The organism is Methylobacter sp., assembly GCF_036845245.1.
Lineage (GTDB): Bacteria > Pseudomonadota > Gammaproteobacteria > Methylococcales > Methylomonadaceae > Methylobacter_A.
In genome coordinates this window covers 113,127-139,297 of record NZ_DAIUEH010000004.1, presented here as the reverse complement: position 1 = coordinate 139,297, position 26,171 = coordinate 113,127, and the positions used below count along the sequence as shown (strand labels likewise).

Here is a 26,171-nt window from a genome sequence, read left to right as displayed (position 1 = left end):
AAACATTGCATATTCACATCTTAGGTATTTGCGGAACATTCATGGGCGGACTTGCCGTGATTGCACGGCAGCTAGGGCATCAGGTTAGCGGTTCCGATCAAAATGTTTATCCGCCGATGAGCACGCAACTCGAACAGCAAAGCATCATGTTGATGGAAGGCTATCGGGCCGAAAATCTGGATGCTAAACCCGACCTGGTGATCATCGGCAACGCCTTGTCGCGAGGCAATCCTGAAGTCGAAGCGGTGCTTAATAGGGGATTAAGATACGTATCGGGCCCGCAATGGCTGGCAGAGCATGTGTTACAGGATAAATGGGTGTTGGGTGTTGCCGGAACTCACGGCAAAACCACCACGACCAGCATGCTGAGCTGGATATTGGAATATCAGGGATTTCAACCGGGATTTTTAATCGGCGGCATCCCGTTAAATTTCGGCATTTCGGCGCGGTTGGGCGAATCCGGTTTTTTTGTGATCGAGGCCGATGAATACGATTCCGCGTTTTTCGACAAGCGATCAAAGTTTGTCCATTACCGGCCCCGTACTGCAATCCTTAATAACCTGGAATACGACCATGCCGATATTTTCCCGGACCTGGATGCAATCAAAAAACAATTTCACCATCTGGTCAGGACGGTACCCGGCGAAGGCCTGATCATCAGCCCCGAATGCGACGGCAATATTAATGATGTGTTGGCGATGGGCTGCTGGACGCCGGTCGCAAAAACCTCAATTGATGCCGATGCTCAATGGAATGCCCAGCTGATCAATAGCGACGGCAGTCAATTCAACGTCATGCTGGACAATCAAGCCCAAGGCTGCGTCGAGTGGTCGCTAACCGGCGAACATAATGTCTATAACGCGCTGTCTGCGATAGTTGCCGCAAAGCATGTCGGCATCTTACCCAAGGATGCAATAGCTGCGCTGGGGCAGTTTAAGAACGTCAAGCGCCGTATGGAAGTGATTGCCAACATTAACGGCGTGACTATCTACGATGACTTTGCTCATCATCCGACCGCGATACAAACGACGCTGGACGGCTTGCGCAAACAGGTGGGACAAGAGCGTATCATTGCGATAGTCGAGCCGCGCTCAAATACCATGCGTCTGGGCGTGCATACCCAAACCTTGGCGGAATCGTTGGGCAATGCCGATCTGGCTATTATCTACCAGCCGGAAGCGATGGGGTGGGACTTGGGTGAGCTGAAAAAATACGCCGGTAATATCGAAATCCGTTCATCACTGGATGACATCATCAATAAGCTTAAATTTGAAGCGCGCTACGGCGGGCATTTCGTGTTGATGAGCAACGGCAGCTTCGGCGGCATTTATCAGCGCTTGCAGGATGAGTTAACTTTTAAACATTAAAAAATTCACCACGAAGACACGAAGGACACGAAGTTTTTATTTTGGTTTTCTTCGTGCTCTTCGTGTCTTCGTGGTGAAACATAATTTACCCAAACAAAAAGCATGCAAATACAACAAGCCCTACAAGCCCTGCTGAACAAACAAGATCTCAGTTCCGATCAAATGCGCGAAGTCATGCGGCTGATCATGAGCGGCAACGCTACCGATGCACAAATCGGCGGCTTTTTAATCGCCCTGCGCTGCAAAGGCGAAACTATCGACGAAATCGCCGCCGCCGCGGAGGTGATGCGCGAACTGGCCGCCAAAGTAGAGATAACAGGCGACCATGTCATAGACACCTGCGGCACCGGCGGCGATGGCGCGAACACCTTTAATATTTCCACTACCTGCGCCTTTGTCGTCGCCGCAGCGGGCGGGCAGGTTGCCAAACACGGGAACCGCTCCGTTTCGAGCAGTTGCGGCAGCGCCGACTTGCTGGAAGCTGCCGGGGTAAACCTGGATTTAACCGCCGAGCAAGTCGCGCATTGCGTCAATGAAATTGGTGTCGGGTTTTTATTTGCGCCCAAACATCACGGCGCAATGAAATATACCAGCAATGCCCGTAAAGAAATGGGTGTAAGAACCCTGTTCAATCTGTTGGGACCCTTATCCAATCCCGCCGGAGCGCCGAACCAGTTGATCGGCGTATTTGCCAAAGAATGGGTGGAGCCGCTGGCGCAGGCGTTAAAAAAACTCGGCAGCAAGCATGTGCTGGTGGTTAATGCCGACGACGGACTTGATGAAATCAGTATTGCATCGCCCTCGACCATTGCCGAACTGAAAAACGGCAAAGTCACAACCTATGCGATTACTCCGGAACAATTCGGCTTTAAACGCGCCAGTCTGGCTGAATTAGCCATCGATGGTGCAGCTTCAAGCCTGGTGATGGTAAAATCGGTGCTGGACAATAAAGCCGGAGCGGCCAGGGACATCGTGGCGCTCAATGCAGGCGCGGCAATATACGCGGCCGATATCACCGATTCTTTAAGCGCGGGCATAGAAAAAGCCCAAGAACTTATCGCCAGTGGCGCGGCAAAAGCTAAATTCGAAGCGTTGATCGCTTATTCAAAAACTTCATAAAACGACCAGAGACCATGACCGATACGCCTGACATCTTAAAAAAAATCCTCGATAAAAAAGCCGAAGAGGTTGCCCGACGCAGACTGGGCATGACCATCGCCAATCTGGAAGAAATTGCCGGCGGCGTAGAAGGCCCGCGCGGATTTTATAACGCCCTGCAAAGCAAAGTATTGGCAAAAAAACCGGCGATTATCGCGGAAATCAAAAAAGCCTCGCCCAGCAAAGGCGTGATCCGGGAAGATTTCCAGCCTATCGCCATCGGTCAGGATTACGCAATGAACGGCGCAGCCTGCTTGTCGGTATTAACCGATAAAGAGTTTTTCCAGGGTTCGGAAGTTTATCTGCAAATGGTCAGGGAACGCTGCCCGCTGCCGGTGCTCAGAAAAGATTTTATGATCGATCCCTATCAAATCTACGAAGCCCGCGCTTTGGGTGCCGATTGCATATTACTGATCGTTGCCGCGTTGGAAGACGCTCAAATGCATGAGCTGTCGGATACCGCAACCAAACTGGGCATGGATGTATTGGTGGAAGTGCATAATGCGGAAGAACTGCAACGGGCATTAACGCTCGATACCAAACTGATCGGCATCAACAACCGCAACCTGCGCACCTTTGAAACCTCATTGCAGACGACATTGGAATTAAAAGCCAATATCCCTGCCGACCGGTTAATCATTACCGAAAGCGGCATTCATACGCATGAAGACGTACAGTTGATGCTGGATAATGATATCTATACCTTCCTGGTGGGTGAAGCGTTTATGCGGGCCGAAAGTCCCGGGCAAAAGATGAAAGAGTTGTTTGCCTTGTAGGATAAGGCTCTCGTTAGCCGGAAGCTTTAACTTAGTTGCTTTCCGGTACCTAACGAGTATGGTTACATACTGCGTATCTTTTGTAGACTTAAAACTGTCACGAAACGGGTAAGCGCCAAGCAATAAACCGACATGCATTTAATTTTGCAACACGCTATATAACCAATGCGAATTTCTTGCTTGGAACTTAACACTTATACGCCAGTACTTGGAAAATCAATGCTACAAGCTCACGCGAGTTGTAAGAATCGAAGCAAGCGTTGTCAATACTTCAAATATACAACGCTATGCCCAAGCCGCTTCGGCCATTATTTGGAAGAGCTTGGGACTATGAATGAACGTTTTAGCCGTTATTAAACACATGCCCCAGCGCTTGGCGTTCAAAACGATTGTTTGTTTGATCGCCTGCCTGATGGCATGGCCGTGCGTTTGTACTGCCGATGTGCGTGAGCTTGCCGGCAGCTGGTACCAGGCGCCGGAGAGCTGGGCTTATCAGGGACAGACCGATCTTGCGGCTGCGGGACTGAAGCCGGTAGTTAACGTAACGCTGACCGGCGGTCATTTCTGGCAACAGGTGGACTTCGACATCAACACTGCCGGCCGCCATGTGCTGGATTTTAAGAACACCGGTATCATCGGGCAGTTCCGCCATATCATTTTCGATCAACGGGGGCACCCGGTTGCCGATATGCAAGGAGGCATTGAAAGCAGCGAAGTTAATCCTTTTTTCCTGCGCCATGGCCGCGAGGTTGATCTTCCGGTCGGACATTATCGCCTGCTGACCGAACTGCGTTCTCCCTTTTTCCTGGCCGATCCACAACCTTACCTGAATACGCTGGACACTTACCGGCAAGCGATTAAGCCCGGGAATGCCCTGACACTGCTTTGTCTGGGGATATTTTTGGGCTTGATGATCTATTATGCGGCGTTGGCGACTGTACGTCGGGATCTTTCCGCGGCAATGTATTCGACCTTCATTTTAGGCAATCTGCTGTTCAACGGCACGGCTCTGCTGGTGTTTTCGGAACTGTTCGGCATGCATAGGATCTATCTGGCCAGCATTCCTATCTTGTTTTCCAATTGCGCCTATATCCTGTTTGTGATGGCCTTGCTGCAAATCCGGCGTGACGCTTATCCGCGGTTGTATACAACAGGTGCAGTGCTATTGTCTGTGTTGGCCGGGCTGATAGTATTGGCGATGATCATGCCGCACTGGTCGCTGGAAATCGACCGTTACGGTGTTGGCCTGTTCCTGATTTACGGGCTGGTTACCGGTATTGTGCGCTCGCTTGAGGGCAGCGTTATCGCGCGGCTTTATCTGTGCGCCATCGGTGCTTTTTTTGTACTGGGGATCACCACGATCTCGGTCAACAGTCTGAGCTTCTATACCCTGTATGTCGAGCATATGGGCCTGTTTTCAGTATCGGTAGAAGTCATGCTGCTCGCGCTGGTGCTGTCTTATCAGTTTGCCCAGCTTTATCGGGAAAAGGAATATGCCCTCGAATGCATGGAGCACAGCACTCGCATTTCCCGCACCGATGCCTTGACCGGCCTGCCCAACCGTGTGGCGCTGGATGTAGCCTTGGAAACCTTGCCTGAGCATGGCAGCCTGACGTTTATCGATATAGACGGCCTCAAGTATTATAACGACCGCTTCGGGCATGAACGCGGCGACCAATTGCTGTGTGTGTTCGCCCGGCACCTGAGCGGGCGTTTGGGCATTAGCGCACAGGCGCACCGTCTGGGTGGCGACGAGTTCGCCGTTACTTGCGAGCAAGAGGATGTGTCGTGGGTCGAAAGGATGTTGATGCAGGCACTTGATGATATGCGAGCCGACGGGTTTGAGTTTGCCGGCGCCAGTTCCGGCTCGGCGCATGTGCATGAAACCCCGAACAAAGAAGAACTTAAGCACATGGCTGATTGCCGAATGTATAAAAATAAGCGTCTTCGCAAGCGGAGCCGCCATGAAGATCAGGAAAGTCAGTTTTAATATTAACCAGCAAGGAGAAGAGTGATGAAACGTGTCTGTGGTTTGGTCTGGCCGATCGTGTTGTCGATCCTATTACCGTTAGTGGCGGCGTGGTTTGCCTATCCCGAAACTCATTTGCCGCCCGGCTTCGGCGTATTTCCGCCGCTATTTGTGGAAGATGCTCCGGGTTTCAATTGGGTAATTTTTATTGCGCTGGCGCTGGTGGAAGCTTTCATCGTCATCTTTCTGGTATTTCCGCAATGGTTCGGCTTTACTATCCCGACCCCGCCGCCGAAGCCTGTCCCGGCGCAATTTCCGGTATGGTTCTGGCTGGGTGCGGCGCTGACGCTGTTTTTCTGGTGGCTGATGTGGACGCGGGTGACACCGTTCGGCGATCTGGTGTATTACGCGTTTACGCCTTTGTGGTGGGGTTTTATCCTGGTGCTGGACGGGCTGTCATATCATCGAAGCGGAGGATATTCGCTGCTGGCGGCGCGCCCCCAAACCCTGCTCATCAGTGCCGCGGTTTCGCTGGTCGGTTGGTTCTATTTTGAATATTTCGATTATTTCGCACTGGGCGACTGGTACTACCCTAACAGCACGATGCCGGAACTCAGCCATACCACTGTCGTGCTGCTGTATTTAACCGCCTATACTACGGTTTGGCCGGCCATTTTTGAATGGTATACCCTGCTTAACACTGTACCCGGTTTAGTCAACCGTTATAGTAACGGCCCCAAAGTCGTGTTGTCGGGCAGGCTGATGTGGAGCGGGTTTATCCTGATGTTTGCGCTGGTGTTCTTTCCCTACCCGCTGTTCTGGGTGATGTGGATCGGGCCGCTGGTGATTTTTTCGGGACAACTGCTCAGGAAGGGCATATGGAACCCGTTCACTGCAATGGCGGAAGGTAACTGGGGGCCTGTTTTACTGATAGCGCTCGGTACCTTGTTCAACGGGTTTTTCTGGGAATTGTGGAATTGGGGCAGCGCCCATCCGGCACAGCCGGTAACCAACCCGAATTACTGGGTGTACGATATTCCCTACGTCAATGTTATCCACATTTTCTCCGAAATGCCGCTGTTGGGGTATATGGGCTACATGCCTTTCGGCATTTTGGCTTGGGCGGTCTTCATTTGGCTTGGAGTATTATTCGGTTTTGACACAGAATTACTTAAAAGTGATCAAGACGAAGGGTGAACATTCCGCGCCCGGAGGGATACACAACAAAGACACCCTCCTGATTATTTTTGACTACCAGCGCCGGCTCAGCATTAAGTGCAGGAATAGCGCTTCGTTCCTTACCTCGGCATTGCCGAACAGCGGACTGGTATAGTTCACCTTGACCGGCAGCATGTATTCTAGGCCCCCGGTCAGCCGCCATTGCGGGCTGATTTGGCGCGCTATGCCCAGCGTGACATGGTGTTCCAGGATTCCCGCCAGCAACGGGGTGGAGTTCTGCGCTGGGATCGGGTTACGCCCATAGTTGTGTCCGGCGTAGAGCGTGGTGCGTTCATTCAAGGTGTAAGCCAGACCGGAAGCGAACACCCACTGGTTTTTCCAGTCGCCTGGCGTCACGATTTGATAGACTGCTGGGGCCGAGGAGTTGCCTGGATCGGTGGCGCGCAAGGTCGCGGACTTGACCGCGTCGGCCCAATTGATCCAGTTGAGCTTGAAAGATAACAGCCAGGTTTCGGCCGGTTTGAACGCTGCGCCTAACGCAACTTCGCGCGGCAGCGCCAAGCCAGTCAAGCTGGCATTGTTGTATTTGACCGTACCCAGTCCCATTGCTGAATAATCGGCATTCAGCTCGCCGTCGGTCAGCGGCAATTCGGTCTTTTCCGTATAAGTCGCCGCCACCGTCAGGGACGGATTGACGCGATACTGCACGCCCAGTTTGAACCCCACCTTGAGCGCGGAGGCATCTTTGAGCGAATACCCGGCAAACGGGACGGCGCCGACCGAGGTATTGGGAAAAAACTTCTGTGTTACGCTGGCATAAGTGATCGCCAGACTGGCGCCTACCGACCAGGCATCGTTTATCCGGCAGCCAATGCCGGGGCTTATTTTAGCCATACCGAACAGCGAACTCATGTCGTCGCGGTTGCCGAACGGGGTGTTGATGTTTTTAAACTCCCCGCCCGCGCCGCCTTGACTGAACAGCCCAATCCCGGCGGTGCACGGCACCGAATCGAGCGATGCGGCATAGCCGCCGCCGCCCAGAAAAGTGTATTTGTTGTCGGCGTGCTTATCGTTGCCGAAACTGTCCTGATGCGAAAGATCGAAAGTGCGTAGCCCGGAGCCAAAGCCGTCGAATGCCTGCCCTTTGATTTGCGTTAATCCTGCCGGATTAGTATTAAGTGCGCTGGTATCCCGAGCCACTGCAATATCGGCTCCTCCCATCAGTGTCGATTCTGTCCCGAAGCCGATCAGATTGATGCCGTTAGTGGCAATTGCGATCGGGCTGAACAGTGTAATAAGCAACGCCAAGCCGAAGCGGCCGTCGTGATTCCCTAAGATTAAGTGCATGATATTAGACAGTGGTATTTATTATTGTTGTCGGTGTAGTTTAAATTCTATTTTATTTCGATATTTAATTTATCCGAGTTAATGAATTGGGTTTACGAGTTGAATGTCAGGCCGAAAGTAAGAAGGTATAATGCGGACTATCACAACACAAAAGTTGCAAAAAGAAAGCGCTAAATTATTAAATGACCGAAACTAAACAATCAACCGGGCTATTGGGATTCATGTCCTCTTTTTCAGACTCGTTTGCCTCGTGTGGGTATTTATCGGCAAATCTTGCCTTTCAAAAAATATTTCCGGGTCATCGCCGGTGCATAAAAATCCTGACTGTCCGGTAAAGTTGTAGAACATGAATGCCGCAAATCCGATTGGTGTTTTCGATTCAGGCGTTGGCGGTTTATCGGTCCTGCACGAGATTCGCAGGGCTTTGCCGGGTGAAGATCTGTTGTATGTGGCGGACTCGGCCCATGCGCCGTATGGCGATAAATCCCGGCAATTCATTGAAGCCAGGTCCATTGCCATTACCGAGTTTTTGGTGAGCCGGAACGCCAAAGCGATAGTCGTCGCCTGCAACACGGCAACAGGCGCTGCGGTAACAACGTTGCGCTCAAAGTTCTCCATGCCGATTATTGCTATGGAGCCTGCCGTTAAACCGGCAGTGACGAACACAAAATCAGGCGTGATCGGCGTTCTGGCCACCAGCCGGACATTAGCCGGCGATAATTTTGTGAAGTTGTTTGCACGCTATGGCGAGCATGTCCAGATATTGGGGCAGGCATGTCCCGGATTGGTTGAACAAGTGGAAGCGGGCGATCTGTCAGGTGATAAAACCCGGCTATTGCTTGAGCGGTATGTGCTGCCATTGCTGGAACAGGGTGCAGACACGATAGTGCTTGGCTGTACGCATTATCCGTTCCTGGCGCCGTTGATACGGCAGATAACAGGACCCACGGTGGCGGTGATAGATTCTGCGGCCGCCGTTGCGCGGCAACTTCGCCGTCGGCTGGAAGTGGGGGATTTGTTGGCAGACGAAGACAGGGTGGGCGCGGAATCCTTTTGGACCAGTGGCAGATTGGCTAATGCGCAACCGCTGGTTGCTCAATTATGGCAAGCGGAGGTTAAGGTAAGTGCTCTGCCAAGCCAGTCCTTTGAATAAAGGCATTCTCATCATTAAGATATAAAAGCACGAAGAATAAACGTAACTCTCACCCCTTAGGTCAGTGGCTGTAAAACTTGTAGGAGCGGGCCATGCCCGCGAAAAATTTCAGTTGATGTCAAATGTCGCGGGCGTGGCCCGCTCCTACGAAGCTATTGTTATTAGCGATTACGAAAAAACATAATTTCGTGTCTTCGTGGTGACAGGCTTTAAGTTGCAAGGCTGATTTGATCAAAACTGTTTACTTGGTGGTGTTCGGCTTGCGGGTCAGGCGTACTGTCCCTGACCAGCCAGATGGTTTCAAAACCGGCGGCTTTGGCGGCATCCAGTTCTTCTTTAATATCCGATAAAAACAACAGTTGGTTTGCCGGTATCGCAAGCTGTCCGGCGATGTTGTCATAAGATTGTTTTTCTTTCTTGCCGCCGATATGGGTGTCGAAATAGCCGGAAAATAACGGCGTTAAATCGCCGTATTCGGTATGCGCGAACAACAGCTTTTGCGCGTAAACCGAGCCGGAAGAATAGATGTATAAGTCCAGTCCTTGGCTTTTCCATTCTTTGAGTTTTTCTGCGGCATCGGGATAAAGATGGCCGTTGAAATCCCCTTGCCGGTAACCGGCCTCCCAGATCAGGCCTTGCAAGGATTTTAACGGCGTGGCTTTTTTATCTTGGTCTATCCATTGGATTAATTGAGCGATGATTTGTTCAAGAGACAGTTCCGATCCGGTTTCTTTACAGACATCTTCCAGCAGCGGTTTTACTTGCGGCTCATCTGCATGGTCGCGGACGTAGTCGGCTATGTTTGCCCGTGCATAGGGAAACAGCACATCCTTGACGAACAGGATCGACGAGGTTGTGCCTTCAATATCGGTGACGATAGCTTTAATCATGATAGCCCGGCAACGTACTGATCAAGGGTAGGGAAAGATTTGGCAATGTCGCTGCCGGTAAAATCAGCCACCCAGCCATCCGGTGTAATAAAAAGGCGTATGCATTTAAGCAGTGGATTTTCGCCCATATCGAACCAGTGTGTCGTGTCGGCCGGTACGCTGATTAAATCGCCCTGCTCGCACAGCACGGCATAGACTTTATCGGCAACATGCAAATAAAACAGGCCGCGACCTTCGACAAAAAAGCGTACTTCAAAGTCGGCATGGATATGTTCAGCCAGAAATTTCTGCCGGATGGCATCTTTGTCAGGATGATCCGCATTTAAGCTGATCACGTCAACGGACTGAAAACCGTATTGCTGTTTCAGGCGGTCAATCGAATCGCTGTAGGCAGCCAGTACGGTATCCTGGCCGGCATCGGCGGCCAATTCGCAGTTGGCGGCCCAGCGTTCGAACTGTACACCGATGGCGTTCAGCTGATCCCGGATCGCGGAAAAATCGGTGGACATTTCGCCCAAATCAGGTTGGTTATCGGGGTAAACGGTTAATGCGCTCATAGTCTTTTGACTCCGTGTAATCGCAATTCACAATCAAATAAAAATTCCAGCGCCTCAAGATGACGCAGTGTTTCCTGTACTGAACCGCCCCAGGTATAAAGCCCGTGTCCGGCAATTATATAAGCATAAATAGCGCCGTGTTCATTCATGTATTGCTCCACTTGCTCGGCTAAGCGGGGAATATTTTGGTCGTTGGCAAAGATCGGTATTACCACCCGGCTTTCGTGGGTCTCAATGCCAGCCAAGGCTTTTAGCAGCTCATAATCTTCCAATACGATTTCGGATTTGAAAATCCGTGACGTCAGCGTGGCATTGATCGAATGCGGATGCAGCACCGACTGAACTTCCGGGAAGCGTTTATACAGCGAGGTATGCAGCACCGTTTCCGCCGACGGTTTTTTGCCGTCTAAAGAATTGGCATCGGCATCGATCAGCATGATGTCGTCCAGTTGCAAACGGCCTTTATGTTTACCGGACACGGTGATGGCGATGTTGCCGTCAGGCAGCCGCGCGGAAAAATTGCCGCTGGTTGCAGGTACCCAGCCTTTGCTGTCGATGAATCGACCGGCATCTATCAGCTGATTAGCCAGTATCAAAAAGTCTTCGGTATAAATCATGTCGGTAAATGATTGGGGTAGTTAAACGTTGTGGACGGGTTGCAAATCTCGTCCGGTTTGGAGCGACTTTGCTTAACCGGTTTAATTATTTGCCGCCTGCGGTTTTTTTATGCAGTAGATTATATTTAATATTTTTATTGATGATGGGATATTTTCCATTCCGCCGGGGCTTTCCATTGTTTTATCCAAGCGGCAAGCTTGGAGGCGGGCATCGGTTTGGCAATGCCGTAACCTTGTGCATGGTGGCAGCCCATTTGCAAAAGAGCGCTGCCGTGTTCGATCGATTCCACGCCCTCGGCGATGACTTGCCGCCTGAACGATTCGGCCAAACCGATGACACCTTGCACAATAGCCAAATCATCTTCATCTTCCAGCATATTGCGCACGAAAATTTGGTCGATTTTAAGGGTTTCCGCGGGCAGGTGTTTGAGATAGCTCAGCGATGAATAGCCGGTTCCGAAATCATCCAACGCAAACTGTACGCCCAATGTTTGACAGCCTTTAATAACCTGGGATATCAGCGACAAGTCGAGTAAGGCCTGGGTTTCCAGAATCTCCAGCTCAAAATGAGCCGGTTTGATGGAAGGATAGCGTTCAAATGCGTAATACAGTTGCAGGATAAAATCGTCCGTTTGCAGCGATCTGGCGGTGATATTGATGCTGATTTGGAGTTGCAACCCCAAACGCTGCCAATTTTCCATGTGCTGCAAGGCCTTGTCGATAACCCAGGCATCGAGCCGGGTGATAATGTCGTGATTTTCAAGCAGCGGCAGAAAGTCGCAGGGCATGACCAAGCCGCGTTCAGGATGCCGCCAGCGTATCAACGCTTCGGCTCCGAACACTATGCCTTGAGCCATGTCGACTTTGGGTTGGAAGAAAAGCTCGAATTCCTCGTTTTCCAACGCCTGTTCAATGCGGTTTAGCGCCTCGCGATGCGAATGGAGTTGACGATCCAGTTCCAGGTTGTAAATATGAAAGCAGTTTTTGCCTTCTTGTTTGGCTTGATACATGGCCTGATCGGCATGGCGTAACAGCGTATCCGGGTCGGTGTTATCTTCGGGATAAATACTGATACCGATGCTGGCGGATACCGAGACAGCCTGGCTTTTCAAGAAAACAGGCTCGCTGATGACTTCCAGCAGGCGATGCAAAGTGGTTTCGCAGTCTTCGACTTTCTCCAGCCCCAGTAATAAAAACACAAATTCGTCGCCGCCTAAACGAGCTATCGTGTCGCCTTCGCGCAGGGCGTTTTTAATTCGCAGCGCAATTTCGATCAGCAGCTGGTCGCCCGCTTCATGTCCCAGTCTATCGTTGACGGGTTTAAATCCGTCCAGGTCAAGATAGCCGACCGCCATTAAACAGTGATCGCGTTTGGTTTGAGCAAAAGCCAGATGCATACGGTCGCCCAATAAAATCCGGTTCGGCACACCGGTCAGCGGGTCGTAGTGAGCCATAAGCTCCAGTTTTCGTTCTTGTTCTTTAAGCTGGGTAATATCTGAAGACGTGCCGATGTAATGCGTTATGTTGCCCTGCTGATCGGCAACAGCGGAAATAGTGAGCCATTCGGCAAAAACTTCTCCACCTTTCTTACGGTTCCACACTTCACCGCGCCAGTAGCCTTGGCGGTTGATGGCTTGCCACATTTTTTCATAAAAACCGCTATCGTGCAGTCCTGACTTCAGCAAACTTGGCTTTCTACCCAAGACCTCATCTCGAGAATATCCCGTTATGCTGCCGAACGCCGGATTGATATCAATAATGTTACGCTGGGCATCGGTAATCAGGATGCCTTCCTGAGTGCTGGCAAAAACGCTGGCGGCCATGCGCTGTTCTTCTTCAACCTGTTTTCGTTGGCTGATGTCGCGTCGTAAACGCATATTCCAGGTGATAATAAAAGCAAGCAGCAATAAGGCCGCTGCCGAATAGAGCAGGACGGTTTCCGTTTTTATACCGGCTTCGTACTTCAAACTCATCCAACGATTATGGATAGCTTCTTTTTCAAGCTGGGGAATATCGGCCAATGCTTTGCCAAGCAAGCCGGCCAGCTCCGGATTAGCCTTGGTAGCCGCCATACGGTGCCAGCTTTTGTAATAGGTATCTCCGGAAAAACCGAGATTAAGCATGCCTTCTCGTTTAATCGCGTAGTTTGTTGAAGCCGCATCGCCGATATAGGCATCCGCTTTGCCACCGCTGACCAAGTTCAATGCATCGTGAATATTGTCGGCGGGAACCAGCTGTATTTCCGGGTGGTCATGCTTTAGCAGTTCCTGCATGAAGTAGCCTTTTTCCAGGGTGACCTGTTTGCCGGCAAGACGATCCAGCGTACCGATAAAGCCGTTATTGTTATCGCTGATAATAATCGCAGAGGTGTTTAAATAGGCTTCTGTGAAAATCAAATAGCGCTCGCGTTCGGGCGTTTTATTGGCGTTGGCAAGCATATCCAACTCGCCGCGCTGCGCCATTTCCAATATGCCAGCCCAGGATTTATTTTTCACTATGTCAAACTTCACGCCAAGCCGCTGCTCGACCAAACCAATATAGTCCGCGCTCAAACCGATGTAATTGCCTTTGGCATCGATCCATTCGTAGGGCGGAAAGTCCCGGTCTATGCCTACGCGAATAACCGGATGCGCTTGTAACCAAACCCGTTCTGCCGGTGTGAAGTTAAGCTTGCCTGATTTTATCTGTCCGTAAACAAAGCCTTCCAGGTGATCGATTGAACTTATCAGGCCCAGTTGCCGATAGGTGTCGGCGATGCGGTGAAAACGCTTGATATCGGTCTGACCGATGGGGACGGTCTCCGGTAAAATCATCTTTACCGTTTCCTGTGCCTCAAACTGCAAATGATCGGCGGAAAGCCGGTTGCCGGTATTGTATTGACTGAGAATGATCCCGATCAGTTCATCCGGGTGTTTGAGCGCATAATCCCAGCCTTTGAGCGAAGCGCGCAGGAAACGCTGGACCCTTTCAGGGTGCCGGTTTATTTCCTGTTCTGTGGTAAATAAATTATCGCTTAAAAAATCAACACCATAGTTCCGCGGATCAATGATATTGATTTCGACGCCTTTCTTTTTGAAATAATCAACCTGGTCGGTCAGATAACCGATCAAAGCATCGGTTTTGCCGTTGGTCAGGTCATCGGGGTTGAAGGAATTGTCCAGATGGGTCAATTCATCCGTAGAAATACCCGTTTCATAAAGCATCGCCAACAGCGGCGCATTGTCATAACTGTCCTCCATGACCCGTTTGCCCTTTAGTTCGTAAGGGCTGACTATGCCGGAACTTTTTAAAGTAAGGTATACCAGCGGGTTATGCTGAAAAATAGAAGCCAAAACCACTACCGGCTTGCCGACCAGCCGTTGTTCCAGCAGGCCGGTATCGGCTACGCCGTATTGAGACTCATCTTTTAGAACTTGGTCTATATTGCTGATGCCGGGAATACGCTCAAGGATAGTGACATCCAGATTTTCTTCAGCGTAAAAGCCTTTTTCCTTGGCTGCGTAGTAACCGGCAAACTGGAAAGAATGCAGCCACTTGAGTTGCAAAGAGACTTTTTCGGCAGGCTGTGCGAGTTCCGCCAATAAAGGGGATGAACAGAGCGCCAGATACAATAAAGCAGCCAACCGGAACAAGGGCATAAGCATCAGTGTGTGAAAAACTGTAATTCTAGCATTTTGGCATTGGTAGGGTCGGTCTGTAATTTAATGCTTAGGTACTTTATAAAAAATAACCGGTGAATTTATCGAAAAGTAGCAATTAGCAAAGAGCCGTGCCGGTTTGATAAATATTGATTTTAAATCAAATACACCTATAGTTGCCTAACAAAAATAACCAACTTTTTAGCGAGTACACTATGCAACATTTTCGTCTGTCTTTTATCGTCACCGCAGTCTGTTTGGCGGCGGCATTTTATTGGGGAGGAATCATCGGGGCTTTCATCGCCATTATTTTGGGCGTTCTCGAAGTCAGCCTATCATTTGACAATGCGGTTGTTAACGCATCAATCCTAAAGCGCATGGATGAACGATGGCAGAAGTATTTTTTAACCTGGGGGATTTTGATTGCCGTTTTTGGCATGCGTTTGCTGTTTCCAATCGTGATTGTTTCGGCCGCTACCGGTATCGGGTTTATGGGCGTAACCGAGATGGCGTTAAACGACACCGCGACCTATGCCAAACATTTAGACGAGTCGCATGTACAAATTGCGGCCTTCGGCGGCATGTTCTTGCTGATGGTGTTTTACTCGTTCATCTTTGACGAAACCAAGGAACTGCATTGGCTGGGTTACGTCGAAGAAAAAATGTCCTCATTCGGAAAGCTTGAAGCGATTGAAATTATCATGGCATTAGGGCCGCTGCTCATCATCCAAAACTACTTGCCGCAGGAAATCCGTTTGGATGCGCTGGTTGCCGGCGTCACAGGCGTTATCCTGTTTGTTATCGTGGATAGTTTAGCGGCCTTGTTTGAGCATGAGGAAGAAGGCGAAGAGGTCGTCGCGGTTCTTAAAAAAAGCGGCATCATGAGTTTTATTTATCTTGAAGTGCTGGATGCGTCATTTTCATTCGACGGCGTGATCGGCGCGTTTGCGATTACCCAAGATGTGGTTATTATCATGCTGGGTTTGGCTATCGGCGCGATGTTTGTACGAAGCCTGACGGTCTATCTGGTACGGAAAGGCACGCTGGATGAATATGTGTTTCTGGAGCATGGCGCTCATTATGCGATCGGGGTGCTGGCGGGAATTATGCTGGTTAGCATCACTCACCACATTCCCGAAGTTATTACCGGCTTGACCGGCGCTCTATTGATAGCGTTATCGGTGATTTCGTCAATTCGCTATAAAAAGAAGCTGGAAGTCTGATTTGATTAGGCCGGAAACGCCGATAATGCTACATATGTAATGCTTGCCTCAGGCAAAAAAGCTATGAGTATTTTGGCTAGCCTCCTTAAACTATCCAGAAATGGTAATGCCATGAATAGAGAAGTTTGTCCGAGTCGTGGTTCCGGCCGTCATAAAAAAACGGGTAGTAGGTCAAATCTATAATTAGGCATGAATATCCAAGCCAAACTCAACCTTGTTAATCAGTCATCCGATGACCGTATCATGCAGGGTTTCTGATTTCGAAAAGCAAATTGTTTTTCGTGTGAGCCGCTTTATCCCCGTTCTGAAATTCAGATTCTTGCGTTCAATTTTTTGGGTATTACGCTTACCCACCTGATGCTGATCAATTTCAAGATTTGTTGCCGACATAAGACCCTCGCTCATCCCTTTCAGCTTTTTCACAAGTGCGTTCCAATCTCACAGCCCAATTTCCTTTCTCATTTAAAACCTGAAAGTTAGGATTCACCTGAACAATACGGATCGACTTTTTTTAACGTGCTCATCACGGTATTTTTGTTGATCTTGAGAACCCGAGCGGTATTGCGGATACCGCTGCCATTGATAAACCTGTCCACCACTTGCTTTTTGATACCGTCTTATAGCGGTAAGCCAACATGAAGGTTCTAGTGATGCAATCCGGTAACGCTGAGTACTCGCGACACTAAGGCCGGATTTCACCATATCCACATGCTTTAGATATGCCACATAAATTAGCAACATCTATTCGGTAAACTCTTTTAACACATAGATTTGTTAACGCATCCAAATACTGCCATCTGCTTTAAAAAGTTTGATGAGCCGACTGCCGATATAACGGCAGCCGTTCAGCAGAATCTTCGAGAAAACAGCATAGCGTTCGGTCGGGCTCACTCCTATAGATTGACTATAAGCACATGAATTTAATGAATAATAAAACAGGCATTAACCGTATGGCATGCTTAATGCCCTGTCCTAAACAGATATTATCTCGAAATCTACACAATAGGACTCATTAATGAACAATTTAACGATAGAGCACCAGATGCTCAACAATTCCAGACTAAAATTTATCAGGTATTACCCCGCTATAAAAAAAACTGTCGGTTACTCCATAATGGTAAGTTGCTTATTATCGCCATCCATAGCTATGGCCAAAGAGGGCAGCACCGAAATTCGTAAACTGCTTAAACAAATGCAGGAATATCAACGGCAGATTAAGGATACCAATGAACGTCTTCAAGAATTGGAACAGAGGGAGGCCTCAAGAATCGCATCCAGCCAGAACGGTAACGGCCTAAGCGAAACCAATGGAAACGGTAAAAATGGCAACGGCAAACACATTGTGACGGACACACCTACGGCAAAAAAACGAAATGTTCAACAAGAGCCGGATGTCGAAGATCCGGAAGCAGCCAAAGTCCCCAAAGAACGCCATCTTCGGGGATTTTATGATAATGGGTTTGTTTTAAGGACTAAAGACAACCGCTTTTCACTGGGTATCAATGGCTTGGTTCAGGCCCGTTATACCTTGAATCTCCCCAACAAATACACCGGGAACGACAGCCAAAACTTCGATTTAGCGCTTGGACGGCTATTTTTCTCAGGTACCGCATTCGATCCCAATCTGTCCTACTTTTTCTTCTATCAAAGCAGCACGCTCAACGACAGTAATCGCGTCGATACCATCGATTGGTGGGGCAAGTATCAACTAGGCGATTTAGGGATTAAGGCCGGACGCATACTGCCGCAATTTTCCAGACAGTTTTATACCGATATCGGCAAATACTTGTTCATGGATCTTCAGCAACCGGAATATGCTTTTAGTCTGCAACGTACACCCGGGGTTGAGCTGAACTGGAAAGCGGGAAAATGGACAACCAGTTTAACCGTCGGCAATAGCGTAAGGGCTTTAGACTCAATTACACAACAAAATAGCGGCACCAAGCTGGCTGGAATCGGCCGTGTTGTCTATGACCTGCTGGATCCGTATACCTACGTGCAGGAAACCATACCTGATAGCGTGGAAATTCCGCAATTATCATTAGGTGCGGCTATCGGCTACAACCCGGTCGACGCAAACTCCGGCCTGCAGAATACGCGCATCGGCATGGACACTTATACCGCTACTGCGGATATCGGTTACCGGTACAAATTGTTCAGTACGGAAGCCGCATTTTTCGGACGGCAAGACCACGACTCGAACAGTGCCAATCCAGCCATAGCCACAAGCCACAATTATGGCTGGTATTGGCAGGCAGGTTATTACTTGCTCCCGAAGCGTCTGGAATTAGCAGGAACCGCCAACCAAGTCTTGTTTGATCATCAAAATGGCAGTAACTACAAAAATGAAACCATTGGATCGCTAGGGCTGAACTATTACTTTTACGATCATCACTTCAAATTGCAGACGGATTATAGCCATATAACGGGGAACGATTGGACCGGCCACACTTTGGAAGATGATCGCCTACGGCTTCAGGGACAAATTTATTTCTAAACAACAGCAAGATGCGGAGCCTATTCTTCAATGAAGCCGTACCGGATACCCGGCTAACGCTTATTTCCATAAAGCAATGATTCATTTTCCATCTCACTGGTAATAACTACCTCATCGATAAGCCGATGAGGTAGTTTCTGTCACGACCATCGAGAGCAAGGTGTAGATCACAGCGTGCTTCAAGCCCATTGTGTTAGCGTTCACCGACGACGGTTGAGTAATATGGCTACAGGCCCAGGAATTGTATGTCGTTTATGTGACTGAAAAAAGTACCGTGCAATAAGCAATGGGTTGCCGCCAGATCAAACTTCAATTCGATGCTGCGTCCAAGCTGATGATAGCGGACGAATAATCTATTTCGGTACCCGAAAAAGGCTTGACCATTACACACACGTGATTAAGCTCATCATGAGCCTATGCTTTAATTGAAGTAGAAATGGAATCAGATAGCCACCAAATGATAGCCGGCATTGAAAGCGCGATGGGTTAACAGAATCTGTCTTTAAGAACTAGAACGACTGTAAATCTACCCGCCAAGATAGGAAGCTTGAAGAAGTCCCGATTGGTTAATCTTCTGTGCATGACCTTCGTTCGTTATCCTGCCGTTTTCCAGTACATAAGCGTAATCAGCGTACCTTAAAGCGACAGTTGCATTTTGTTCAGCTAATAAAAAACTCACATTTTGCTCATCCCTGAGGCTTTTTACAATTTCAAATATCTCTTCGACGATTTGCGGCGCTAAACCCATGGATGGTTCATCGAGCAACACTAACTTGGGTTCGGCGATTAGGGCCCGCCCTATCGCTACCATCTGTTGTTCTCCACCTGAGGTGTAGCCGGCAAGATTTTTTCGTAATATTTTAAGTCTGGGAAAATGGCCGTAAATTTTTTCCAACTGTTGCTGCAATTTTTTTCTGCCGGGTTTGTGTACAAATGCCCCCGTCAGCAGGTTTTCCTCTACCGTCAGGTGCGGGAAGCAATGCCTGCCTTCCAATACCTGCACTAACCCGGCTTCAACCAGTTCCGACGGCGCGGCGTGGGTCACATCTTGCCCCTGATAATAAATCCGGCCATCGGTAATATCGCCGCTCTGTGCGTTGGACAAGCCTGAAATTGCTTTGAGCGTGGTGCTTTTTCCTGCCCCGTTCGCTCCCAGCAAAGCAACGATGGCGTTGTTGTGCACTGAAAGTGAAACATCTTTAACGGCTAATATCACTTTTTCATAGATCACTTCGATATTTTCAATACGCAATATGGGAACAATTGGCATGATTTTTCCTGACGATGAAATAGTTGATAAGGCGCAAAAGCAATTGTTTTGCGCCTTATATTGAAGGAGTCTCAGGACTCTTTTGAGCAATCCCGCGGGGTGATGCCCTTTTCTTTGGCGTATTGGTGTGATGATTCTTCAATAATTGGACGCAGCAAGGCGCGATCTGCCAGCACCCAATCTGAAATAACCTTCCATTTGCCGCCATCCCATTGTTGGAAGCGCACCGCACCGCCGCCTTCATGGTCGGTACAAGACAATTTTAGCGGCTGAACCAAGCCTAACGCGCCTAATTGCTGTAGACGCTTGTCGTCAAGCCTGATATTTTCAAAACCCCAACGCACCTCTTCGCCTGTAAGCGGACGTTTACCAAACTTTTCTTGTGCGACTTTGACCGCTTCTACATTGAGGATGCCATTAACAACGCCTAGATTGTAATATACGGTGCCAAAGCGTTTTGGGTCTTCCAGATTGCCTTTGCCTTCTTTAATGACGTACTTTTCAATATCTTGCAATACCGGAAATTGAGTGCCCGAAGGATGGGTCGTAATTGAAATAAAGCCTTTCGCCGCCTTGCCCGCAGGTGCGGCATCGTCTTCAGAGTTGCTCCAAATATTGCCGATAATATGGTCGACGGGGAAACCCGTTTTTTGCGCCGTTTTAAGCGCGACAGGGTTCATTACGCCCCATCCGCGCAAAATAACCCAATCCGGTTTGGTACGGCGGATATTTAGCCATTGCGATTGCTGTTCGTTACCGGGATGCGGAACTTCTAACAAAGTCAGTTCAAAGCCGTATTTTTTAGCCAATAACTCAAGAATAGGGTTAGTTTCTTTACCGTAAGGCGAACCGTGATAAAGGGTCACAATTTTCTTGCCTTTAAGTTTGTCCAAACCGCCTGATTGCGTGCCGATATAATTAATAATCGCCGATACTTCGCTGTATGGATTTAATTGTAAAGGGAAAATATAAGGAAAAACGCTTCCGTCAGTCGAATCTGTCCGACCATGATTAATAGTAATCAAAGGCAGTTTATCGGCGGTCGAGCGATCCAGCGTCGCGTAAGCAATGCCTACCGATAAAGGATTAGTTGCCGCTGCGGGCGCGCCGTTTAAACCTTTTTTCAAGCGCTCGTAACACTCCACACCTTTTTCAACCACATATTCAGTTTCGCATTCGCTCCAGGTCAATTTCACGCCATTGATGCCGCCGTCTTTAGCGTTGACGTATTGCAAATAATCGATAAAACCGCCAAAAAAACCCGAACCACCCGCGGCATAAGGTCCAATACGGTAACTTTGTAAGGGGAAATATTGTTCATTGTCCGCCCGAACATTACCGGCCAATAAAGTCGCGCCGAGTCCAAGCGCCAAAAACAGCTTAGCCCTTTCAGTTAAAACACTTTTCATAGCTATACCTCTTGATTGAATAATAAAACGTTAGTGACACAAATGGGTTTTTTCGAAAGCCGGCGATTACTGCATAACTTTGACAGTTAGAATCGCAATGGCCAGACACGCGCACGCTGTTTAAAGGTTTGCCAGATTTTGGCAAGTCCATCGGGTTCTTTAATCAGAAAAAAGATGATCAGCGAGCCGAAAATAATTTTTTGTACATTTTCCAATTGCCCGGTGTCTATCGACCCGGCCAATAAGCTCGCTGAAATATTAGACAGCAGCGCAGGCAACAGTACGATGAACGCCGCGCCTAGAAAATTGCCCAATATGCTGCCCATACCGCCGATGATAATGATGAATAAAATTTGAAACGAACGCGTTAAATCGAAACCGTGCGGCTCAACCGTACCCAGGTAAGTGAACGCCCATAGAGACCCGGCAATGCCTAAAATGAATGAACTACAGGCAAAGGCCAGCAATTTGGTTTTGGCAATGGGAATACCGATAACGGCGGCGGCTGTATCCATATCGCGAACGGCCATCCAGTTTCGGCCCAGCTCGCTGCGCACCACGCATTTGCTCAGATAAGCAAAGACCACTACAGTCGTTAAAGTCAGTAAATAGCGGCCTGCCGGCGAGCTGAAATCATAGCCAAAAACCAGTAAGGGTGGAGCGCTGATAACGCCTGATGAGTTGTTGTTGGAAAACCAGGAAAAGTTGGTTAATACCCATTGCACAAAAAACTGCGCCGCTAACGTAGAAACCAGTAAATAAAAACCTTTGATCCTTAAACTGGGCAAGCCGAAAAAAACGCCAACCAACGCTGCGGTAAAACCGCCAAGCAAAAAACAAAATAAAAAAGGCAGTCCTTCAATACGTAAATGAAAGTTGTAAGTCGCAAACGCCCCAATAGCCATGAATGCAGCCGATCCTAGCGATAATTGCCCGGCATAACCCGTCAGGAGATTCAAGCCCAGGCCTGCAAGCGATAACACCAGATAGGGGATCAAAATTGCGCTAAACCAGTAATCATTACCAATAAAAGGAACGACCAAAAAAGCAAACATTAAGCCCAGCAAAAACATCCAGCGTTCCTGATACAAACGGAAAATGCGATAGTCGCTCCGATAGCTGGTGCTGAATTGTCCTGATTCTCTATAAAACATAATGGACTCGCATCTAAACTCGTTCGATGGCGCGTTCGCCAAAAATCCCGGCGGGCCTGACCAGCAGAAACAACATGGCTAACGCATAGGGAAACCAATTTTCGATGCCCCCGCCTATATAAGGGCCGATAAATACTTCGGCCAGTTTTTCCGAAGCCCCGATGATTAGCCCACCGGCAATCGCCCCGCCTACGGAGGTAAAACCGCCGATAATCAACACAGGCAGCGCTTTCAATACAATAAGCGATAAAGAAAACTGCACGCCTAACCGCGCGCCCCACAGCAAGCCGGCTACCAATCCAACGAAACCGGCTACGGCCCAGACGATGAACCAGAGTTTTTGTAGTTTGATACCCACCGCTAACGCCGCTAGCTGATCGTCAGCCACCGCTCTAAGCGCTATGCCTGTACGGGTCTTATCGAATAGCAACGACAGCAACAGTACCAAGGTGCCGGCGACGGCCGCGGCAAATAAATCAAACTGTGAGAGCAATATGCCGAGAAACTCGAAGGGTTCATCATTGATGCCCAGCTCTAATCCATGCACTTGTGCACCCCAAAACAATTGCGCCAGGCCTTCGATGATATAGCTCAGGCCCAGGGTTGCCATAAACAAGGTGATCGGCGGACGGTTGACCAGTTTACGCAACACAAAACGCTCAATAACCCACGCGAGCAGCAGCATGATTAACAGTGTTATGCCGAATGCAAACCAGAACGCGATGCCGCGTTCCAATAAACTGACAAAAGTAAGCGCGCTAAACAGCACCATCGAGCCTTGGGCAAAATTAAACACGCCTGAAGCCTTGTAGATCAGCACAAAGCCAATAGCAACCAAGGAATACATCAGTCCGGCCAATAAACCGCCGAGCAAAACTTCAAAGAAAAAATTCATCGTAAGGCATTCCCGTATTAGTGTTTAAGCCCCAGATACGCGTCAATCACTTCAGGATTGATGCGTACCTCATCTGGTGTGCCGTCGCCGATTTTTTTACCGTAATCCAAGACTACAACGTGTTGTGCCAGCGACATCACTACGCTAATATCGTGCTCGATTAATACGATGGTCGTGCCGAACTCGCGTTGCGTATCGAGAATAAAGCGGCTCATCTCGTATTTTTCGTCGTTGTTCATGCCGGCCATCGGCTCATCAAGTAACAGTAATGTAGGTTCGGCCGCTAACGCTCTGGCGAGTTCAACCCGTTTTTGCAAGCCATACGGCAAGTTACCGACTATGCTGTTACGCCAGGCTTGAATGCTTAAAAATTCAATAATTTCTTCAGCTTTTTTTCGTTGGAATACTGCATCGCCAGGGGCTCTACCCAGATTGAACAGTTGCTCTATCCAATTGCTTTTTACTTTTAAGTTGCGTCCTGTCAGAACGTTATCCAGTACGCTCATGCCTTTGAATAAGGCGATATTCTGAAAAGTACGCGCGATGCCTTGTTCAGCCGCATGATGCGGTTTCATCGCCTGCCTGGTTTTACCGTCAAACGTAATAGAGCCTTTATCGGGTTGATAAACGCCGTTAATAATATTCAGCAGCGAGCTTTTACCCGCCCCATTAGGGCCTATCAATGCGCAAATTTCGCTTTCACGCACGCCAAAGCTAATATCCGTAACCGCTTTGACGCCTTTAAAAGAAAGCGAAATATGTTCGAGATTTAACAAAAAGTTTCGGCCAGTCATTCTGTTACCCTGGCTGTTTCAGTTAGGGCGGCATGACGGCTATTTTGATTCGGGGACGCTGCAAGAATATTCTGCTCTGTAACTTTATCGGACCAGTCTCTAACTTGAATACCTATCGATGCAAAAAACTTTAATGAGTCCTCAGGCAAAGCCTCGCCTACCAGTAAAGGGACACGCGTGCGGCTAAAACCCATGACATCGCGCAATGGCCGGATCACTAGCCAATAAGCAATGGCTTTGCGTACAGGTGATGAATTGATATCGGTAGTCAGTGACCAGTTGACGAAAGTTCGCCGAGCCGTGCCCACTAAAGGCAACCTTGATTTAACAAGATTTTCTAACCGTTGATAGGTCTGACTTGTGCCGGCCACCAACGTCGGCCCCAGTTCACGCCGGTCGATGTCCCGCGTGTCGCTGTTTTCAGGAAAATTAAGTTTAAATCCAGCTAATAACCACGGAGCCAGTAAATACCTCATGTGTCCGCTAGCCGCAAAGTTTCTGGCGGCTAAAGCTTCTTCTTTATTAGTCAGTGTTTCCTGATTGATCAATTGGCGTCCATGACTTAACATTTCGGAATGCGTCAATTTTTGCACCTCGACCTGATCGTTTTCATCCAATCGGTAAAAAACAAACGCATCATGGCTAGGTTTTGCGCTTGACGGCGCATTCAGGCCGTCAAGCGTATTGCTTTTTAAATCCGAATAATTCCGCAAAATTTCATGGTCGTAACGGGATAAGCCACGGGCATCGGCATAAACCACTAATCTCTGCTTAGTATTGATTTTTAGCAGCAGGTCAATCTGCATTTGCCCTTCTGCAAAGACGAAAACAGGTTGCAGTTCGCGTAATAAACCCAGAATTTTTACGTCATCGCAGTGAGGATCTAACGGCGCCGATACACCGCCCAGCCAATGCGCGGCAATTGAAACCAGTAAGGCTTCAGGACGTGGATTAGTTAAGAGAAAAAGCGTATCGCCTTGGGTAAACCCTTTTTCCCCCAACAAGTGCACTAATCGTAAAACTTCACGGTACAGTTCGCCCCATTGTTTTTCTTGCCAGATACCCAACCGCTTATGGCGTATTGCTACATCAATATGACGTTCGGTTGCTTGAAAGCTTAACCAACTTGGCAATGTGTTCACGGTCATGATCCGGTTATTTTGCTTATCGATTATCAGGCCGCCGCCGCTACTTTTTTTTGCGCTTCAAGTTCCCGCACCAACGGCAACACTTTTTCGCCGAAGTAAGCGACTTCTTCCTGGAAATGCAAAAAGCCGGATAGAATAAGGTCTACGCCAACAGCCTTTAATTCAACAATGCGTTCGGCAATTTGTTGAGGCGTACCAATCAAGTTGGTTTTGAAGCCGTCGTTATATTGGACGAGGTCTTCAAAAGTTGATTTTGCCCAGTTCCCTTCAAGCTCAGGACTGGAAGCGCCCGCTTGTTTTGCTTCGTTCCCAAAAGCATGCACTGCTTCAACGTTAGCTTTAGCAATAATTTCATCCAATACCGCTTTGGCTTCCTCTTCAGTATCGCGGGCAATAATAAACGCATTCACCCCTATCTTTATCTTGTGGTTATTAGCCGCAGCTTTGGCCCTAATGTCATCAACCTGCGCCTTAATACCTTCCACCGTGTTGCCGTTAGTGAAATACCAATCGGAGACTTTAGACGCCATGTCCCTCGCAGCGCGCGAACTGCCGCCTTGAAATATTTCCGGATGAGGCTGCTGTACCGGCTTGGGTTTTAAAGAGTAATTGTGGAATTGGTAAAAATCACCTTGGTAAGTAAAATCGTCTGTTGTCCAGATGCCTTTCAGGGCTTCAATGAACTCCTGGGAGCGGCGATAGCGTTCATCATGCTCCAGCCATGGCTGCCCGATTGCTAAAAACTCCCCTTTAAACCAGCCGGAAACAATATTGATCGCAATACGGCCGCCAGTCAGGATATCAATTGTCGATAGCTGCTTCGCTGCCAAAATCGGATTCCATGGACCGGGTAAAATAGCGGCAATCACCTTGAGCTTGGTCGTTGCAGCCAGTAGAGCATGCGAAAAAGAGACCGACTCATGCTGGAATTCGGCACCATAGCCGGCAGTAAACCGAATTTGGCTCAGCGCATACTCAAAGCCGCTTTGTTCTGCAATTTGCGCCAGTTTACGATTGTAATCAATATCCCAGCTTGTACGCTGCTCTATATCACTGACGACTAGACCGCCGCTAACATTGGGTACCCAATAGGCGAATTTAATTTGTTTTGAACTCATGTTTTTCTCCTG

General features: G+C 48.8%; 20 protein-coding genes and 1 pseudogene. 8 read left to right on the top strand and 13 right to left on the bottom strand.

The genetic code is table 11. The features are described from left to right. Window positions 1–5: 5 nt before the first annotated feature. From mpl to V7051_RS03415, 5 genes are all read left to right on the top strand, one after another. Complete coding sequence (mpl, locus tag V7051_RS03435; RefSeq protein ID WP_333873493.1) at window positions 6–1,367, top strand: UDP-N-acetylmuramate:L-alanyl-gamma-D-glutamyl-meso-diaminopimelate ligase; 1,362 nt, start codon at window positions 6–8, stop codon at window positions 1,365–1,367. Window positions 1,368–1,469: 102 nt separating this feature from the next. Further along, complete coding sequence (trpD, locus tag V7051_RS03430) at window positions 1,470–2,486, top strand: anthranilate phosphoribosyltransferase (RefSeq protein WP_333873492.1); 1,017 nt, start codon at window positions 1,470–1,472, stop codon at window positions 2,484–2,486. Between the two features lie 14 nt (window positions 2,487–2,500). Beyond that, window positions 2,501–3,301, top strand: a complete 801-nt coding sequence (trpC, locus tag V7051_RS03425) for an indole-3-glycerol phosphate synthase TrpC (RefSeq protein ID WP_333873491.1) — start codon at window positions 2,501–2,503, stop codon at window positions 3,299–3,301. 334 nt (window positions 3,302–3,635) lie between these two features. Then, a complete protein-coding gene (locus V7051_RS03420) occupies window positions 3,636–5,291 on the top strand; it encodes a GGDEF domain-containing protein (RefSeq protein WP_333873490.1) in 1,656 nt (551 codons plus the stop codon). Between the two features lie 24 nt (window positions 5,292–5,315). Continuing rightward, window positions 5,316–6,467 carry a mechanosensitive ion channel protein MscS gene (locus V7051_RS03415; RefSeq protein ID WP_333873489.1) on the top strand — a complete coding sequence of 384 codons (1,152 nt, stop codon included), beginning with the start codon at window positions 5,316–5,318 and terminating at the stop codon, window positions 6,465–6,467. 54 nt (window positions 6,468–6,521) lie between these two features. Here V7051_RS03415 and V7051_RS03410 read toward each other — a convergent pair whose 3' ends face one another. Continuing rightward, window positions 6,522–7,796: an OmpP1/FadL family transporter gene (locus V7051_RS03410; RefSeq protein WP_333873488.1), complete on the bottom strand. Its 1,275-nt coding sequence runs from the start codon at window positions 7,794–7,796 to the stop codon at window positions 6,522–6,524. 346 nt (window positions 7,797–8,142) lie between these two features. Here V7051_RS03410 and murI point away from each other — a divergent pair, with 346 nt between their 5' ends. Next, window positions 8,143–8,949, top strand: coding sequence for a glutamate racemase (murI, locus tag V7051_RS03405; RefSeq protein ID WP_333873487.1), 807 nt, complete (start codon window positions 8,143–8,145; stop codon window positions 8,947–8,949). 209 nt (window positions 8,950–9,158) lie between these two features. On the opposite strand, the gene mtnC is transcribed toward murI, so the two are convergent. The 4 genes from mtnC to V7051_RS03385 form a co-directional block, all read right to left on the bottom strand. After that, window positions 9,159–9,839, bottom strand: a complete 681-nt coding sequence (gene mtnC, locus V7051_RS03400) for an acireductone synthase (RefSeq protein ID WP_333873486.1) — start codon at window positions 9,837–9,839, stop codon at window positions 9,159–9,161. Next, complete coding sequence (locus tag V7051_RS03395; RefSeq protein ID WP_333873485.1) at window positions 9,836–10,396, bottom strand: 1,2-dihydroxy-3-keto-5-methylthiopentene dioxygenase; 561 nt, start codon at window positions 10,394–10,396, stop codon at window positions 9,836–9,838. Before V7051_RS03395 ends, mtnC begins: the two co-directional genes overlap by 4 nt. Then, a complete protein-coding gene (locus V7051_RS03390) occupies window positions 10,393–11,013 on the bottom strand; it encodes a methylthioribulose 1-phosphate dehydratase (protein ID WP_333873484.1) in 621 nt (206 codons plus the stop codon). The genes V7051_RS03395 and V7051_RS03390 overlap by 4 nt, the downstream gene beginning before the upstream one ends. 134 nt (window positions 11,014–11,147) lie before the next feature. After that, complete coding sequence (locus V7051_RS03385; RefSeq protein WP_333873483.1) at window positions 11,148–14,651, bottom strand: EAL domain-containing protein; 3,504 nt, start codon at window positions 14,649–14,651, stop codon at window positions 11,148–11,150. Between the two features lie 215 nt (window positions 14,652–14,866). On the opposite strand from V7051_RS03385, the gene V7051_RS03380 reads away from it, so the two are divergent. Then, complete coding sequence (locus tag V7051_RS03380; RefSeq protein WP_333873482.1) at window positions 14,867–15,874, top strand: DUF475 domain-containing protein; 1,008 nt, start codon at window positions 14,867–14,869, stop codon at window positions 15,872–15,874. Between the two features lie 225 nt (window positions 15,875–16,099). On the opposite strand, the pseudogene V7051_RS24600 reads toward V7051_RS03380, so the two are convergent. Continuing rightward, window positions 16,100–16,535, bottom strand: a pseudogene (locus V7051_RS24600) (IS1 family transposase); the annotation flags it as partial. Between the two features lie 354 nt (window positions 16,536–16,889). On the opposite strand from V7051_RS24600, the gene V7051_RS03370 reads away from it, so the two are divergent. After that, a complete protein-coding gene (locus V7051_RS03370; protein ID WP_334181121.1) occupies window positions 16,890–18,371 on the top strand; it encodes a hypothetical protein in 1,482 nt (493 codons plus the stop codon). Window positions 18,372–18,897: 526 nt separating this feature from the next. Here V7051_RS03370 and V7051_RS03365 read toward each other — a convergent pair. From V7051_RS03365 to sfnG, 7 genes are all read right to left on the bottom strand, one after another. Next, the gene (locus V7051_RS03365) at window positions 18,898–19,641 is read right to left on the bottom strand and encodes an ABC transporter ATP-binding protein (protein WP_333873480.1); all 744 of its coding nucleotides are present in this window, start codon (window positions 19,639–19,641) and stop codon (window positions 18,898–18,900) included. A 71-nt stretch (window positions 19,642–19,712) separates the two neighbouring features. Next, window positions 19,713–21,050, bottom strand: a complete 1,338-nt coding sequence (locus tag V7051_RS03360; RefSeq protein WP_333873479.1) for an ABC transporter substrate-binding protein — start codon at window positions 21,048–21,050, stop codon at window positions 19,713–19,715. Between the two features lie 86 nt (window positions 21,051–21,136). Next, window positions 21,137–22,204 (bottom strand): branched-chain amino acid ABC transporter permease, encoded by a 1,068-nt coding sequence (locus V7051_RS03355; RefSeq protein ID WP_333873478.1) that lies wholly within the window; start codon window positions 22,202–22,204, stop codon window positions 21,137–21,139. Window positions 22,205–22,217: 13 nt separating this feature from the next. Beyond that, complete coding sequence (locus V7051_RS03350) at window positions 22,218–23,099, bottom strand: branched-chain amino acid ABC transporter permease (protein ID WP_333873477.1); 882 nt, start codon at window positions 23,097–23,099, stop codon at window positions 22,218–22,220. 17 nt (window positions 23,100–23,116) lie between these two features. Further along, window positions 23,117–23,893 (bottom strand): ABC transporter ATP-binding protein, encoded by a 777-nt coding sequence (locus V7051_RS03345; protein ID WP_333873476.1) that lies wholly within the window; start codon window positions 23,891–23,893, stop codon window positions 23,117–23,119. Next, window positions 23,890–25,035 (bottom strand): AMP-binding protein, encoded by a 1,146-nt coding sequence (locus tag V7051_RS03340; protein ID WP_333873475.1) that lies wholly within the window; start codon window positions 25,033–25,035, stop codon window positions 23,890–23,892. Before V7051_RS03340 ends, V7051_RS03345 begins: the two co-directional genes overlap by 4 nt. A gap of 32 nt (window positions 25,036–25,067) precedes the next feature. Beyond that, entirely contained in the window at window positions 25,068–26,159 is a 1,092-nt protein-coding gene (gene sfnG, locus V7051_RS03335; protein ID WP_333873474.1) for a dimethylsulfone monooxygenase SfnG, read from the bottom strand. Window positions 26,160–26,171: the final 12 nt, after the last annotated feature.